This is a genomic window from Sphingomonas sp. Leaf32, from assembly GCF_001421765.1.
Lineage (GTDB): Bacteria > Pseudomonadota > Alphaproteobacteria > Sphingomonadales > Sphingomonadaceae > Sphingomonas.
Window position 1 is genome coordinate 522,651 of sequence record NZ_LMLA01000007.1, and the last position, 15,976, is coordinate 538,626.

Sequence of the window (15,976 nt, forward strand, 5' to 3'; positions counted from 1 at the left end):
TGGGCAAGGGCGGTGACCGCGGTCGCCGCCCTTGTTCCATTGGGCGACAGACGCTGGCACCCGAACAGGTAGGCTGATAGTCGCCGCGTACTATCGGAGGAGCGTGTGGTGAAGAGATTCCGTGGCTGTGTCGTCGGGACGGTTGTCGCAGGGGCTTTGCTGAGCGGCTGCGGTGGCGGCGGTGGCCAGGGGACGACGGCGACACCCCCGTCAGCGGTTGCCAACCGCGTTCCCGTCATCACGTCGGCAGCCAATGTCAGCGCGGTCGAAAATGCTACCGATGTCGTCCTGAACGCTACCGCGACCGATGCCGATGGCGATCCGGTCACCTGGGGCTTGTCGGGCGCGGACGCCGCGAAGTTCACGCTCGGGGCGACGGGTGCCTTGCGGTTCGCCGCCGCGCCGAATTTCGAACGGCCCGCCGACGCCGATCTCGACAACCGGTACGTCGTCGAGCTGACAGCGAGCGACGGCAAGGGCACCACGGTACAGGCGGTGACGATCACCGTGACCAACAGCCGCGAAGGGGTGGATGTGCAACGGATCGGGACCGGCTTTACCGGCCCGGTTTCGATCGACGTCGTGCCGGAATCGGGCCAGTTGATGGTGGCCGAGCGGTCGGGCGGCATAACACTCTACGACCCGTCCACGCGCCAGCGCACCCCGTTCTTCACGGTCGAAGGGCTGACCACCGCCGAACGGCAAGGCATCATCGGTATCGCCGTACAGCCCGATTTCCCGACCCGCCATATCGCCTACGCGCTGATTTCGCGGCAAAGCCATATTGTGCTGCGCCATATTTTCAGCGATGGCGGCCGAAGCGGCTGGCTGGAGTTCCCGCTCGGACGGCGGGTCGACAATTCGAACGATATCGGCGGTTGGCTGGGTTTCGGACCGGATCGGCGGTTATATGTCGCGACGCAGGATTCGGGCGGCACGCTCGACCCGAGCGGCAGCGCGCAGAGTGGTACGTCCTATTTCGGAAAGCTGCTCGCATTCTCGACCGCGCAATTCGACGCCTTTAGCGGGGCAGCCGTTCCGGCTCCGATCGCGCCGATCGTACTGGCGCGCGGACTGCATCGCCCGATTGGTGGCAGCTTCTATGCCGGTGGGCTGTTGCTGCCAGATATCGGGCAGGTACGAAACGAAGAGGTGAACGCGCTGCCGCTCGTTGCCGGGACGATCGACAATCTGGGCTGGCCGTTCCGCGATGGTACGGACGCGCTGGCCAGCGAGATTCCGGCCGGGCTGACACCGCCGGTCCTGCAATATCCCCATGGCGACGGCACCTATGCCGGGCGGCAGATCGTGGGCGGTGTCGTCTATCGCGGGAGCATCGCTTCGCTGGCGGGAACGTATATCTTTCTCGACGCGGGCGGAGCGGTATTCACGGTGCCGCTTGCCAGTCTGCAGCGCGGCAACACGGTCACCGGTGCGGTCTTCGAACGCCGCGATCTCGACTTCACGCCGACCGCCGGCACGCTTTCGCGACCGGTGTCGATGGCGCAGGACGCAGCCGGAACGCTCTACATTGCCTGCGACAATGGTGATATTTTTCGCGTGACCGCAGGCTGAGCCGGCGCCGTCAATAAATCCCGTCGATTTCCATCGTCAGGCGCGGGGCGGGGGGATTGAGGAGCAGGCTGCGCTTGTCGCCCTGCAACACTTCCTCGCGCCGCAGCCGGTCGTAGCGGGTGCGCGCCGCCTCCGCCGCATCCGCGCCGTCGCGCAGAATGGTGGGTTTGAGGAACACGAACAGCGTGCGCTTCTGGCGGCTTTCGGTGCGGCCCTTGAACAGCTCGCCGATCACCGGCAGGCTGCCGAGGATCGGAACCTGGCTGCGGAGCCGCTGGTAATCGTCGCTGGTGAGGCCGCCCAGCACGATCGTCTGGCCATTGTCGGCGAGGACGGTGGTGTTGGCCGAGCGTTTGTTGGTGATGATGTCGGCCGCGCCGCTGACCTGGGTCGGGGCGATCGAGGAGGCTTCCTGGCTGACCTCCAGTCGGATGGTGTCGCCGGCGTTGATGCGCGGGAGGACGCGCAGGGTGATGCCGACGTCCTTGCGCTCGATCGTCGTATAGGGATTGGCGGTGCCGTTGCCGGTCAGGATCGATCCGGTGACGAACGGCACTTCCTGCGCCACGACGAATTCGCCCAGCTTGTTGTCGAGCACGGTGATCTGCGGGGTCGAGAGCAGGTTCGCCTTGGTCGAGGTGCTGAGCGCCTGCACGAGAATCGAGAAGTCGTTGCCGATGCCGATATTGGCCGACAGGCCCCCGGTGAGCAGGCCGGCGGCCGGTACGCCCAGCACGCCGAGGATGCGGCCGAGCGATGCGCCGCCATTGTCGAACGACGTGCCCGCACCGGTGACGCGGGTAAGTGCCGCGCCGGCCGTGCCGATCTGCACCGCCAGCTGTTCGGCATCCTGGCCCGTAATCTCGGCGATCGCCGCCTCGATCAGCACCTGCGGGCGGCGGACGTCGAGTTCTGGGATCAGCCGTTCGATCTGGGCGATGGCGGTGGGAGTGCCGCGTACGACGACGGCGTTGATGTCGGGGGCGGGCTGGACGGTGATGTCGGGGGTGGTGAAGCCCTGTGCGGCCGTCGCCTGATTCTGGCCCACGGTGCTGATGCTGCCGCCGGTGCCAGTGCCGGTGGCGGCCCCGGTCGCGGCGGCCAGCGCGCCCGCGTTCGCGCCGCCATTGGCGATCAGGCCGGACAGCGCCTGACCGGCATTGTTGCGCTGGCTGACGCTCGACAGGCTGCGGGCGACCGGGTTGGCCGCCGACTGCTGCTGACCCAAAATCCCGCGCAGCACTTCGGTCACGCTTTCAGAATCGGCATAGTTGAGGCGGAAAACGCGGGTCGACATCTGCGCGGCTCCACCGCGCGCGTCGAGCGACTGGGCAATGCGGCGGGCCTCCGCCACGCCCGCGGGGGTGCCGCGCACGAGGATGGTGTTGCTACGCGGATCGCCCGCGACGCGTACGCCGCCCTCGCCCAGCACCGCCTGCATCGCGGTCGCGATATCGGCGGCGTTGCCGTTGGTGAGGGTGATCGTCGCGAAGGTCGATCCGCCGCCGCCGTCCAGCGAACGGGCCAGCGCCTCGATCCGGCGGACATTGTCGGCATAGTCGGTGACGACGATCGCGTTGGGCTGGGTCAGCGGTTCGACGCTGCCGAAGCTGGCGACCAGAGGCCGCACGATCCGCGCGGCATCGGCCGAGGGGACGTTGGACAGCCGGACCATCCGCGTCGTCAGTTCCTGTCCGCCGACGCCCCGCTGGCGCACGCCGCCGTCGCGCACCGCATTCGCCTGCGGAATGATGCGCCATGCCGATCCGGAGCGGACGGCGGCGAAGCCGTTGGCGCGCAGCACCGACTGGAACAGCTCCCACACGCCCGCCGGCGACAGCGGTTCGGCGGAGGTGACCGTCACCTGCCCCTTGACCGTCGGATCGAGGATCAGGGTGCGGCCGGTGATGCGGCTGATCTGATCGGCGACGTCGGCGATCTCCACGCCGCGCATGTTGACGACGATGTCGGCGGCCTGCGTCTGGGCGGCGAGCGGCGACAGGCCGGACGCGGCGAGCGCTACGGTCAGGAACGCGGTACGGATCGGATGGCGCACGGGGAAAGGCCCTAACGAATGGGAATGGAGACGGTGATCGGCTTGCCGTCGCGAAGGATGGTGACCTGTGCCTGCCCCGATGCGGCGGCGCTGGCGATGGCGGCGTTGACCGCCGACTGGTCGGTCATGGACGCGCCGTTGACCGACTGGACGACATCGCCCGACCGCATCCCCGGCGGGGCGTTGGCACCGATGGCATAGCCGCCGGCGACGGGCGTAGCGTTCAGGCGGGAGAGGACCGCCTGCGCGCTGGGCGGCGGGGGCGCGGCGGCCGGCGCCGGCTGCGCCATCGGCTGTCCGGGGGCGGGTGCAGGGGCTGCGCCCGGCGTCGGCGTCGCCTGTCCGAACGGATCGGGGAAGGCGAGATATTCCAGCCGCCCGCCATTGTTCAGGATGATGCGGTCGCGGCGGATTTCGGTCACCTGCGCGCCGGCCAGCGCGTCGCCGACCTTGTACGGCTTGGCGGGTTCGTTGCCGATCGACACGAACGAAATCGACAGTTCGGCGGGGCGGGCGAAGACGACACCCTTCAGGATCGCCTGAATGCCCGTAGGCGACGTCGCATCGGCGGCGGTGGGGCTGCCGAACGGCGCCCAGGCGACGGCGGGGCCGCTGTCGACCGTGACGGCACGCGCGCGGGCATCGCTGGGTACGGTGATCGCGCCGGTATCGGCATGGCCGGCGATCCGCCAGACGAGGCTGGCGAGCGCGAAGGCGACCGAGACGATCGCGGCGGCGGCGAGCCAGTCGATCCAGCGTTCGCGAAAGCGGAATCGTTCGACGACGATCATGCCGCGTCCTTGCGCAGGAAGCCGTCGAGCCGGGCCATCGGCGCACTTTCCCCGGTGGGGGCGACGGTGATGGTCACCCGGTCGAGCGCGGGGTCGCTGGTGGCGGTCCGGTTCACCGCCACGCTCCATTGCCGCCCCAACATGTCCACCGTTTCCCCATTCGCCTCGGGCGTCCCCACTTCCAGATCGGCCAGCCGGTTTTCGGCGACCCACATTGCGATCGCGCGCCGTTCGACGCCACGGGTCGAATCGATGTGCTGCTCGACCGCGCCGATCAGCCCTACCGTGGCGATCGCCAGTACCGCCAGCGCCACCATCGCCTCGATCAAAGAAAAGCCGGCGTCGTGATATTCCTCCCCGGCACGGAGCATCGGGTCGACCATACCCCATATGGTCGAGGATCGTCCGGGGGACGATCCGACCCGATGCTGGGGACCGTCCGCGCAGCGGATGGTGGAGGGGGAGGGCGGCGCAATGCAACGGTTGCGTGAGAGGACATCCCCCTCCACCAGCCTGCGGCTGGTCCCCCTCCCCGTGCCGGGGAGGATCATTTCGTCACCTTTGTCGCTCGCGCCGTGATGCCGTCATAGTGCACCCGCCACGTCTGGTCGCCGCCGGTCACCGTCGCGCCCAGCGGCTGGCCGGTGCCGTCGACACCCAGGATCACCGGCGGCGCGGTGTCGAGCGCCATGACCATCCCGCCGGGCAGGGTGTGGAACGCCAGCGCATCGTCAGTGATCGGGGTCATGCCCTTCGCCCCCACCCGTGAAAAGCCATAGCCATGGGTGTCGGTGGTGAGTGCGATCAACTGGTCGCCGAGCATCGCGTCGTCCGCCGCCGCCTGTAGCCGGACCGCGAGGCGGCGGGCCTCCGTCTCGACATTGGGCGCGCGGGTCGCGGCGCCGATGCCGAGCGTTACCGCGCCGGCCGCCACGCCGATGATGGCGAGGACGATCAGCATCTCGATCAGGGTCATGCCGGATTGGGAATCATCGCCCGTCACTCCCGCGCAGGCGTGAGTCCATAGACGCCGACCTCGCGAATCCATCGCAGGCGTCGGCGGCAATGGATTCCCGCCTGCGCGGGAATGACGAAGGGGATTGGGGTGGATCAGCGCGCCGACCCGTCGATATCGGCGTCCAGCCCCTCGCCACCGGGCTTGCCGTCCTTGCCCAGCGACCGAATCGCAAAGCGGCCGCCGGTCGATTCGTAGACATACGGATTGCCCCACGGGTCCTGCGGCATCTGCGACAGATAGCCGTCGGGCGGATAGGCGCCGGGGAGGGGCGGCTGGGTGGGTTTTTCGACCAGCGCCTTCAGCCCCTGATTCGTCGTCGGGTAATCGCCATTGTCCAGCCGATACATCTTCAGCGCGCCGGAGATCGATTTGATGTCGGTGCCGGCGGTCGTCACCCGCGCCTGATCGGGGCGGTTGATGACGTTGGGCACGATCAGCGCCGCGACCAGCGCGATGATCGCCAGCACGACGATCATTTCGACCAATGTCAGGCCAGCCTGGTTGTCAGGGATAGAAACCTTGCGGGCGGCGGGGTTCGCGGCCAAGGTGTCACGAAACTTTCGGAATAAGATGCGCATCCACGCCCCAATGCGTCCACATGATGAAGCCATCGTGACAATCGAACCCGCCCCCGCCGGTCCGGCCGCCGGCGTGTGGGCTGTCGCGGGCGGCGAAGCCATATTAGTCGATGGCACGATTCCGGCAACAACCTTGCTCGTGCCGTCCGAATCGGTCCTTCTGATCGGCGTCGACCTGCCGCTGCCGACGCGGGCCAAACGGCTGGCGGCACTGCCCTTTGCGATCGAGGACCGGATCGCCGATCCGATCGACGCGGTGCACCTTGCGCTGGGCGATGCGGTCGGCGAGCGGCGCTATCTGGTGGCGGTCGTCCGGCACGGCGTGATGGCCGAATGGATCGGGCTGGCCGAGGCGGCGGGCATCGCGGGCGCGGCGTTCGTGCCCGATGCGCTGATGCTGCCGGTGCCGGTCGAGGGGTGGAGCGTCGCGGTGGACGGTGGCCGTGCGCTGGTCCGGGCCGCCGACGGCACCGGATTCGCCCTGCCGCTGGCCATGCTGGTTGCGGCGTGGGAGGCGGCGGGGCGGCCGAAGGTAGCGGCGTCGGGCGATCCTCTGCCGGAAGCGATGGCGGGTGACGGCGCGGCCTTCCCCCTGGCCCCGCTGGCGGGCCGCGTGGCGGCGGCGCCGATCGATCTGCGGCAGGGGGGCTATGCCCGCCGGCGGACGGCCTGGCCTAGCACCACGCGCAAGGTCGCGATGATTCTGGGGCTGGCCGCGCTAGCGCATGGCGCGATCGCGGTGGCCGATACGCTGATGCTGCAACGGATCGCCGAGCGGCGCCACGACGCCCTGCAACAGCTGGTCGCGACGACCGCGCCGGCGGTGCCGACCGGCGGCGACGATTTTCTGGTGCGGGTCGCCGACCTGCTGCCGCGCCCGACCGGCAGCAACCGGTTCGTGCCGTTGCTGTCGCGGGTCGCGGGTGCGCTGAACCCGATCGGGCCGGTACTGGTCGTGCGGACGATGACCTTCGAAGGAAATGCGCTGACGATCGAATGTGAATCGCCCGAGACCGGCATGGCCGACCGCGTGCGCGCGGCGTTGGCGGCGGCGGGCGTCGCGGCGCAGGTGGCGGCGGCCCCCGGCGGCACGCTGCGCATCGTGGCGCGCGGCGCATGATCGTGCTGCTGAAACGCAATGCCCGGATCGAGGGCGCGCTGGGCCGTTTCGACGCGTGGTGGCAGGGTCTGTCGACGCGCGAGCGGGTGCTGGTCGCCACGCTTGGCCTGCTGCTGGCAGGCGTCGTGCTGGTGTATGGCGTGGTGAAGCCGGTGCAGGCGGCACGGGCGCAGGCGCGCGCCGACATCCGCCAGGCCGAGACGCTGATGGCGCGGGTCCGCGCCGCCGGGCGGCTGGAGGCGGCGCCACAGACGATCGCCGCCGGACCGCCACAGACGATCGTGAGTTCGACTGCCGCGACGGCGGGGCTGCAACCGACTGTCGCCGAAGCCAACGGTGCGATCACCGCGACGCTGACCGATGCGCCCTATCCGGCGGTGGTGACGTGGCTAGGGTCGGTCGCCTCGACCAGCACGATCGGCGTGCGGCGGGTGTCGATGCAGCGTGGCTCCGCATCGGGCCGGGTCAACGCGACCGTGGAGTTCCAGCCGTGACCGATACGCTGCTCCACGCCGAACCGGTGCGCCTGCCCTATGGCTATGCGCGCAAGGGGGGCGTGCTGATCCGGCTGGGCAAGGGCGGGCTGGAGTGCGTCCACCGGGCGGACGCGACGCTGGACGCGATGCTGGAGGTACAGCGGGTCGCGCCGGGCGTGCCGTTCGTGGCGCTGGACGACGCGGCGTTCGATGCGGCGTTGCAGGCGAGCTATGGCGGCAGCGCAAGCACCGCCGCGGACATCGAACTGGCCGAAACCGATTTGGCGGCGCTGGCTGACAGCGCGGCGGCGGTCGACGACCTGCTCGACGCGCGCGACGATTCGCCGGTCATCCGCCTCATCAACGCGCTGCTGCTGGAGGCGATCAAGGAAGGCGCATCGGACGTCCATGTCGAGACGCAGGAAAAGCGCCTCGTCGTCCGTTTCCGCATCGACGGCGTGCTGCGCGACATCGTCGAGCCGCCGCGTGCGCTCGCCCCGCTGCTGGTCAGCCGGATCAAGGTCATGGCGAAGCTCGACATCGCCGAGCGCCGCACGCCGCAGGACGGTCGCGTGACGCTGCGGATCGGCGGGCACGACGTCGACGCCCGCGTGTCGACCATGCCGACCCAGCACGGCGAGCGGGTGGTGCTGCGCCTGCTGGAGCGCGGCGGGATGATGCTCGACCTGGGTGGTCTCGGCATGTCGGAGCGGGACGAGGCGGTGTTCGGGCGGCTGCTGGAACGGCCGCACGGGCTGTTGCTGGTCACCGGGCCGACCGGATCGGGCAAGACGACGACGCTCTACACCGCGCTGACCCGGCTGAACGATCGCCGCCGCAACGTGATGACGGTCGAGGACCCGATCGAGTACGAACTGGCCGGCATCGCCCAGACGCAGGTCAATCCGCGCACCGACATGACGTTCGCGCGGGGCCTGCGCGCGATTCTGCGGCAGGACCCCGACGTCATCATGGTCGGCGAGATCCGCGACCAGGAAACGGCGCAGACGGCGGTGCGGTCGTCGATGACCGGGCATTTCGTGCTGTCGACGCTGCACACCAACACCGCGATCGGATCGGTCACGCGGCTGATCGACATGGGGGTCGAGCGCTATCTGCTGGCGCCGATGCTGGTCGGGCTGGTCGCGCAGCGGCTGGTGCGGCGGTTGTGTGTGGAATGCCGCTGGCAGGACCGTTCGACCGAGGCCGACAGCGTGCTGCTGGGCGGGGCGATCAAGCCGGGCAAGAAGATATGGCGACGGGGCGCGTGCGAGGCGTGCCATAACGAGGGCTATCGCGGGCGCGCCGGGCTGTACGAGGTCGTCGCGGTCGACGACCGGTTGCAGGCGATGATCCACAACGGCGTCGCCGAGGCCGAACTGGAGCGCGCGGCGCGGGTCGATAATCCGGCGTTGCTGGACGATGGGGTGGCGAAGGTGCGGGCCGGGGTGACGACGGTCGAGGAGGTCGCTCGGGTCGTGCGGGACGAGGGGTGAGTTCCTGCCTCTCCCATAAAATGCCGTTTGGTTCGAGCAGCTTCGAGCGTAGTCGAGAAGCGTCTGTCGAGAACTTCCGTCCAGCGGAACCCCGTTCTCGATACGCGCTCTCGACTTCGCTCGATCGCTACTCGAACCAAACGGTTATGGTAGGTGAGGTGGTAGGGTGACCGCCTACACCTACCGCGCCGCCAGCCGCACCGGCGCGACGGTCAAGGGCGTGATCGAGGCCTCCAGCCCCGCCGCCGCCCGCGCGGCTCTTCGCGAACGCGGCGAACTGCCGCTGTCGGTCGAGGAAGCAGCCGAACGCGGTCCCAAGCTCGGCAGCATCCAGCTGCCCCGGCTGTTCCGGCGTGGGGTGTCGGCCAAGGCGCTGGCGACGCTGACCCGGCAGATCGCGACGCTGGTCGGATCGGACATCTCGATCGAGGAATCGCTGCGCATCGTCGCGGGGCAGGCGGACAATGCGGCGGTCAATGCGCTGTTGCTGGACGTGCGCGCCGCGATCCTCGACGGACGCAGCTTCGCGCAGGGGCTGGGCCGGCATCCCAAGGCATTTCCCGAATTCTACCGTGCGTCGGTGGCGGCAGGGGAACAGTCGGGGCGGTTGCCCGACGTGCTCAATCACCTCGCCAATTTCGTCGAGACGCGGCAGGCCAACGGGCAGAAGATGCAGCTGGCGCTGCTGTACCCGGCGCTGCTGGCGACCGTCAGCTTCGGCATGATGGTGCTGCTGATGGTCTATGTCGTGCCCGACATCGTCCGGGTGTTCGTGTCGCGCGGGGCGGAACTGCCGTTCCTGACACGCGCGCTGATCGCGCTGTCGGCGTTCATCCAGAAATTCGGGCTGTATGTCGCGGTCGGGGCGCTGGTGCTGTTCGTGGTCGGCGCACGCTGGCTGAAGGTGCCGGGCAACCGGCTGCGGGTCGACCGGCGGCTGGCGACCCGCGCGCCGTTCCGCCGGTTCAGTCGCCAGCATAATGCGGCGCGCTTCGCCGGCAGCCTTGCCACGTTGGTCGGCAGCGCGGTGCCGCTGGTCGAGGCGCTCCACGCCGCCGCCGCCGTCACCCCCAACCGCTTCGTGCGCGACAAGGCGCTGACCGTCGCCGCGCGAGTGCGCGAAGGGTTGAGCCTGCGCGCGGCGATGGCGGAGGCTGAGATATTCCCGTCGATGCTGGTCGCGATCGTCGCCTCGGGCGAGACGTCGGGGCGGCTGGCGCCGGCGCTCGACCGCGCGTCGGGCGAACTGGAGCGGGAACTGGATGCGCTGGTCGCGACGCTGGTCGCGCTGGTCGAACCGATGGTGCTGCTGCTGATGGGCGGGCTGGTGCTGATGATGGTGCTGGCGATCCTGTTGCCGATCATCAATCTCAACAATCTGGTGACGATCTGAACCGTATCCCCGCGCAGGCGGGGATCCAGGGTCGCAGACGCTGCCGTTTGTGGCTCTGGCCCCCCCGCCTGTGCGGGGGTACGGTTCGCGTCGGCGGTGGGCGCGTGGTACTGCTGTCGTTCGCATCTTAACAAGGAACTGCCATGACCGACCTCGCCCGCATCGTCGCCGAGGTGACGGAAGAGATCACCGCCAATGCCGCCGAGATCGAGCGGGCGGCGGAGGCCGGTCACGACTATCCACCCGACTGGTTCGGGATGGCAGTAGCGACGGCGGACGGCGGGTTATTCCATGGCGGCTATGCCCATATCCGCTTTCCGATCCAGAGCATTTCCAAGGTCTTCGCGCTCGAACTGGCGCTGGAGGCGTGTGGGGATCAGGCGTTCAAGCGTGTCGGGCGCGAGCCGTCGGGCGATCCGTTCAACTCGATCGTCGACCTCGAGCGCAACAAGGGCGTGCCACGCAACCCGTTCATCAACGCGGGCGCGTTGGTGGTGTGCGACATATTGGTCGAGCATAAGGGCGACGATGCGTCGGCGCGGGCGGTGGTCGAGTTCGTACGCGAGCAGGCGGGCCTTGGCGACGTGGTCCTCAACGACGACGTGCTGGAAAGCGGGCGCAAGGGCGGTGACTTGAACCGGGCGATGATGAGCTTCGCCAAGCATCACGGCAATCTGCACTGCGACATCGACGAGGTGATGGAAGCCTATGTCCATCAATGCGCGATCGAGATCGACGCGAAGTCGCTGGCGAAGGCCGGGCTGTTCCTGACCCGCACCGCGCGGACCGGCGATGCGGAGGGCGACAAGCGGGCGAAGCGGACGCGGCGGCTGCTGTCGCTGATGACGACCAGCGGGCAATATGACGGGTCGGGGGATTTCGCGTACCGGGTCGGGCTGCCGGCCAAGAGCGGGGTAGGAGGCGGCATCCTCGCCATCGTGCCGCAGGTCGCGTCGATCGCGGTGTGGTCGAACAATCTCGACAAGCAGGGGAATTCGATTCTGGGGGTCAAGGCGCTCGAGTTGCTGGCGGACAAGGCGGATTGGTCGGTGTTCGGATAACGCTTACCGTTCTACCCTGCCAAAACCGTTCGTCCTGAGTAGCCATTGAGGTTGTCGAAATGGCGTATCGAAGGACCATTGGTGGCGGGTGCTTCGATACGGGTCTTCGACTTCGCTGAGCCCCTACTCAGCATGAACGGCTTTTTTCAGCCTGCCGTTTCCTTCCGTTTGGTTCGAGCTTGTCGAGAACTTGATGCCCCAAACGACCGCGTTCTCGACGGACGCTTCTCGACAGGCTCGAAGCTGCTCGAACCGAACGGGGTGGGGCGAGGTGTCAGTTACCGGAAGCTGGCCCCAGCAAATCCAACACCGCCGCCGTCATCGCGATCGTGCCGGTCACTATCGACGGCTCCGGCGCGATCTTGAACAGCGGCGAATGGTGCGAGGGGATCGCCGGACCGCCGTTCTTCGCCGCGACGATATCCGCCATCGGCGTGCCGCCGACCGCGAAATAATAGCCTTTCACCTTGGAGTCCGGCTGGACCAGATAGGCGAAATCCTCCGCGCCCATGCCGGTCTGTTCGAACGGGACGACGTTCTTCGCGCCCAGCGTCGTCGCCATCACCGCGTTCAGGCGGCGGGCGAGCGGGGCGTCGTTGATCGCGGTCGGCGTGCCCTCGATAACCTTGGCGGTCGGCATCTTGTCGGCGGGCATCCCGTTCAGCGTGCCGATGCCGGTGGTGACGCGCTGGATACCGTCGAGTAGCTGCTTGCGTGTCGCTTCGTCATTAGCGCGGACGGTGACCTGCAACTTGGCCATGTCGCTGATGATGTTGTGCTTGAGGCCGGCATGGAACGATCCGACGGTGATGACACCGGGATCGAGCGGCTGGCGTTCGCGGCTGATGAGGCCCTGCAACGCGATCACCAGCTGCGACGCCATATAGACCGGGTCTTTGCCGGCGTGGGGGCTGGCACCATGCGCGCCGATGCCGGGGACGTCGATGTCGACCGAGTCCGACGAGGAATATTGAATGCCCTCCGATGCCGACACCATGCCCGCCGGCAGCCCGGCGGCGACGTGGAAGGCCAGCGCGTAATCGGGCTTGGGGAAGCGGCGGTAGAGGCCGTCCGCCAGCATCGCCTTCGCGCCGCCGACGCGTTCCTCGGCGGGCTGGACGATGAAGACGATCGTGCCCTTCCACCGATCCTTCAGCGCCGCCAGCCGGCGCGCGGTGCCGACCATCGCGGTGATATGGGTGTCGTGACCGCAGGCGTGCATCACCGGGGCCTCGACCCCGTCCACCCCGACCTGGCGCACCTTGCTGGCATTGGGCAGGCCCGATTTCTCCTCGACCGGCAGGCCGTCCATGTCCGCGCGGACCAGCACCGTCGGGCCGGCACCGTTCTTGAGCACACCGACGACGCCGGTGCCGCCGACGCCGGTGGTGACCTGCATCCCCGGCACCTTGCGCAGTTCGGTCGCCATGCGCTCGGCGGTCTTCACCTCCTTGAACGACAATTCGGGGTTGCGGTGGAACCAGTCCCACATGCCGCCCAGCGACGCGGTGTAATCGGCGCGGACGGCAGGTGCCCAGTCGGGTTCGGCCATGGCGGGCGTCGCGGCGAACAGGCAGGCGGCGGTGGCGATCAGATTGCGCATGGTGTGTCCCCTTTGGGTCTGCAGGCTATCGGGTTCGGGGGCGGTGTCGAGGGGATTCGGTTGGGGCGGGGGTGCGGAGATGGAAGAAGGGAGTGGTTCGCGCGGAGACGCGGAGGCGCGGAGAGGTAGGGTTGGCGGCAACTGCTTCGTGCCTCACACTCCTCAGGAAGCGATCGGCCGAAGTTCGTCATCCCAGCGCAGGCTGGCATCTTCCGCGGCGAGGCGTGCGCTTAGCGACCGGCGGGAGTGTCCGATATCGTGTGCGTGAGGCTGGTTGTCGCTATCAGATGACGAACCGCTCACCGAAGATCACGGAGAACAGGCTCTTCGCCTCACTCCACTTTCGCGGCGGCCGTTTCCATTCTTACGCCGCGATTCTTGAGCTCGTTCTTTACCCTGAACCGGAATTTCGCACCCTCGGTCTGCTCGAGCCAGATACCGAGCACCTCTTTCGTGTCGTCCGGCTGAATGCCCAGCGCGATGTACACCGCCTTGTCACGCGACACCGCCAGCGTCACCTTCGACGTACCGGTCAGTACGGTCTTTCTGGATGAGCCGTTGCGCCGGTTGATCGCGCCTGCAGCGCCTTCATTCTCCAGACGATCGTCCAGCTCCGCTGGCGGCATCCACTTGGAGAGCGCCTTCTTCAACTCGCGAGCAGACCGCCCTTCAAACAAATCTTGCGGGTCACGACCCGCAAGCAACTGGTCCAACATGTCGTGGTCGATCGCCATATCGATGGTCCTTCCCATTCCATCTTATGGCCCCACGCACAAAATTCCGGACAGTCCCTTGGAAAGCCTGCTGTTCGCTGAGACGGACATACCGACGATAACAATCAGCGCGAGCATTACGATAAAGGCTTGGAGCCACAGCTTCACCTTCCGGATTATCAGTCATCAACGATGGGCTGATTATGCTATAACGCCTCTGGCACCTTCTCGATAAGGAACCGCTGGCGAGGCGGTCGGGGCGTTCCCATTGGGATGGTGAAATGAGAATGCACCGTACCCAAGCGGTACGCCGAGAGGATCGTATCCGATATTGATCGCTTGGACTATGGCGCTCGTACCACTGTCGGATTCCGAAAGACCATGCCCCTAGCATCCATTCACTTTCGGCGGGCGGGCTTGTTCGCGCCGCTCGCGCTTGCCTCGCTTGCCGGCATCCTCAGCGCGGCGGCGCCTTCGAGCCCCGCAACCGGGCAGGCGGGAGTCGTCCTCGATCTCCAGCCGGTCGTATCGTCGACGGTCTCGGAGATGCGCGTCATCGAGCGGTTGCCGGCGGACTTCGCCAAGCCGGGTGAGCCGCTGACCTTGGCCTTCGATACCCTTGCGCCGGTGTATGAGCGAACGAGCGACAAAGTCGAAGGCTTGATCGTCGAGGACGCGCTTGGCCGGGTGCCCATGGCAGGTCCGGTTCGGGACGGTGACGAGGATCTCTGGCGTGCGAACCGCCCGACGCAAGGCCCCGTCACGATCCGCTACAGCGTGCCCGCTGCCTCGAACGCCGTCCCGCATTCGGGTCCGATCACCTATCTGCAAGCCACGGCCGGCGGATTGTCCGGGGCCTTTTCCAGTTTCCTGCTGGCCCCCCGGAACGCTGGTCGCACGAACATCGCGGTCCGCTGGCAAATGCCCGCAGGCCAGCGCGCCATCACCACCGCCAGTGTCGATGATTTCGACCAGACCACCACTTTATCGCAGCTCGCCAATACCCTCTTCGTGGCCGGCTCCCTCGTCCAGTCCCCGGAGAACCCGTCCAACGACACGCTGGTCATCGCCGGCCTCGCGCAGCCGAAGTCCGAGGTCGAGCAGGCAGCCCTGTGGTTCAGGCCGGCCCTTGCCGCCATGGGGGAGGCGTTCGGTGCCGGAAAGGACAATGGCTATCGGGTCATGTTCTTCTCGCACGACCGGCAGGGCTTTTCGAGCGGCACCTCGAAGAAAGGGGGTTTTCTGTTCTTCCTGCCCTCCAACCAGCGCCTGTCCTCGCCGAAGCAACGCTCCATCATCGCGCACGAGATGGTGCACTCGTTCGTCAACTTCTACGGCGGCGATACCGGCGACTGGTACAATGAAGGGATCGCGGACTATGCCGCGCTGATCGTGCCGCAGGCCGCCGGTCTGGTAACCCCGCAGGAATATCTCCGGCTCGTCAACGAAGAGGCGGCATTCTACTATCTCAACCGGTTCCGCGACACACCGAACGACAAGATTGCGGACATTCCGCCCAGGGCGATCGGCGGATGGTCCGTGCCCTACACCCGCGGGGCGATGTATTTCGCGAACCTCGACGCGAAGCTGCGCGCGCGCCATTCGAAGGTGACGGTGCTCGATCTGGTCAAAAGGATGAACCCGCTCGGAACGCAGGGACCGATCGCTTCAGCGGAATGGTCGAAGCTGCTGATGACGCATGCTGGCACATGGGCGGTGGCGGACTGGCGCGACATGATGGCGGGCAAGCTGATCCGTCCGGTTCCCGGCGCGTTCGGCGAATGCCTCGTGGCACGACCAATCACCGCGGGTCAGCTCGATCTGGGGGCGTCCGGCACCAGTTTCAGGAAGGGCAACCGGATAGGACATGTCGATCCCGCGTCCAACGCCTTCAAGGCGGGACTGCGCAGCAGCGATGTTTTCCGCGAGACGTTCGAACCCAATGACGCCGGTCTCAGCTTCGACGAGCGCGTCACGTTCAAGGTAGCGCGGGACGGGAAGCCGATGGACGTCACTTTCGCGCCGCGATCGGGACGGGCAATCGGCTACAAGTGGTTTCCACGGTCGGGGAATGCTGCCCGACCCTGCCGATAGGA

General features: G+C 67.5%; 13 protein-coding genes and 1 pseudogene. 7 read left to right on the forward strand and 7 right to left on the reverse strand.

The genetic code is table 11. The features are described 5' to 3' along the window. Nucleotides 1–108 precede the first annotated feature (108 nt). Nucleotides 109–1,575, forward strand: coding sequence for a PQQ-dependent sugar dehydrogenase (locus ASE83_RS10150; RefSeq protein ID WP_156352998.1), 1,467 nt, complete (start codon nucleotides 109–111; stop codon nucleotides 1,573–1,575). A gap of 10 nt (nucleotides 1,576–1,585) precedes the next feature. Here the strand turns inward: ASE83_RS10150 and gspD are convergent, their stop codons facing one another. The 5 genes from gspD to gspG all read right to left on the reverse strand — a co-directional run bounded on the left by gspD (nucleotide 1,586) and on the right by gspG (nucleotide 5,985). Further along, nucleotides 1,586–3,631: a type II secretion system secretin GspD gene (gspD, locus tag ASE83_RS10155; RefSeq protein ID WP_235513202.1), complete on the reverse strand. Its 2,046-nt coding sequence runs from the start codon at nucleotides 3,629–3,631 to the stop codon at nucleotides 1,586–1,588. An 11-nt stretch (nucleotides 3,632–3,642) separates the two neighbouring features. Next, nucleotides 3,643–4,422, reverse strand: a complete 780-nt coding sequence (locus ASE83_RS10160) for a type II secretion system protein N (protein ID WP_055789002.1) — start codon at nucleotides 4,420–4,422, stop codon at nucleotides 3,643–3,645. Further along, nucleotides 4,419–4,793 (reverse strand): type II secretion system minor pseudopilin GspI, encoded by a 375-nt coding sequence (gspI, locus tag ASE83_RS10165; RefSeq protein ID WP_055789307.1) that lies wholly within the window; start codon nucleotides 4,791–4,793, stop codon nucleotides 4,419–4,421. Before gspI ends, ASE83_RS10160 begins: the two co-directional genes overlap by 4 nt. 176 nt (nucleotides 4,794–4,969) lie before the next feature. After that, nucleotides 4,970–5,470, reverse strand: coding sequence for a prepilin-type N-terminal cleavage/methylation domain-containing protein (locus ASE83_RS10170; RefSeq protein ID WP_268794972.1), 501 nt, complete (start codon nucleotides 5,468–5,470; stop codon nucleotides 4,970–4,972). A 62-nt stretch (nucleotides 5,471–5,532) separates the two neighbouring features. Further along, a complete protein-coding gene (gene gspG / locus ASE83_RS10175) occupies nucleotides 5,533–5,985 on the reverse strand; it encodes a type II secretion system major pseudopilin GspG (protein ID WP_268794973.1) in 453 nt (150 codons plus the stop codon). 67 nt (nucleotides 5,986–6,052) lie between these two features. On the opposite strand from gspG, the gene gspL reads away from it, so the two are divergent. The 5 genes from gspL (at nucleotide 6,053) to glsA (ending at nucleotide 11,564) form a co-directional block, all read left to right on the forward strand. Further along, on the forward strand, nucleotides 6,053–7,138 hold the full coding sequence (gene gspL, locus ASE83_RS10180; RefSeq protein WP_235513203.1) for a type II secretion system protein GspL: 1,086 nt from the start codon (nucleotides 6,053–6,055) through the stop codon (nucleotides 7,136–7,138). Continuing rightward, nucleotides 7,135–7,632: a type II secretion system protein GspM gene (gene gspM, locus ASE83_RS10185; protein WP_055789012.1), complete on the forward strand. Its 498-nt coding sequence runs from the start codon at nucleotides 7,135–7,137 to the stop codon at nucleotides 7,630–7,632. Before gspL ends, gspM begins: the two co-directional genes overlap by 4 nt. Further along, on the forward strand, nucleotides 7,629–9,110 hold the full coding sequence (locus tag ASE83_RS10190) for a GspE/PulE family protein (protein ID WP_268794974.1): 1,482 nt from the start codon (nucleotides 7,629–7,631) through the stop codon (nucleotides 9,108–9,110). Before gspM ends, ASE83_RS10190 begins: the two co-directional genes overlap by 4 nt. Before the next feature lie 166 nt (nucleotides 9,111–9,276). Next, the gene (locus tag ASE83_RS10195; protein WP_055789016.1) at nucleotides 9,277–10,503 is read left to right on the forward strand and encodes a type II secretion system F family protein; all 1,227 of its coding nucleotides are present in this window, start codon (nucleotides 9,277–9,279) and stop codon (nucleotides 10,501–10,503) included. 143 nt (nucleotides 10,504–10,646) lie between these two features. Continuing rightward, nucleotides 10,647–11,564, forward strand: a complete 918-nt coding sequence (glsA, locus tag ASE83_RS10200) for a glutaminase A (protein WP_055789019.1) — start codon at nucleotides 10,647–10,649, stop codon at nucleotides 11,562–11,564. A gap of 274 nt (nucleotides 11,565–11,838) precedes the next feature. On the opposite strand, the gene ASE83_RS10205 is transcribed toward glsA, so the two are convergent. Together ASE83_RS10205 and ASE83_RS10210 are read right to left on the reverse strand one after the other, a co-directional pair. Then, entirely contained in the window at nucleotides 11,839–13,167 is a 1,329-nt protein-coding gene (locus ASE83_RS10205; RefSeq protein WP_055789021.1) for an amidohydrolase, read from the reverse strand. A gap of 368 nt (nucleotides 13,168–13,535) precedes the next feature. Next, nucleotides 13,536–13,901: pseudogene (locus ASE83_RS10210) on the reverse strand (transposase); the annotation flags it as partial. A 396-nt stretch (nucleotides 13,902–14,297) separates the two neighbouring features. Between ASE83_RS10210 and ASE83_RS10215 the strand changes: the two are divergent. Then, nucleotides 14,298–15,974 (forward strand): hypothetical protein, encoded by a 1,677-nt coding sequence (locus ASE83_RS10215; RefSeq protein ID WP_055789028.1) that lies wholly within the window; start codon nucleotides 14,298–14,300, stop codon nucleotides 15,972–15,974. Nucleotides 15,975–15,976: the final 2 nt, after the last annotated feature.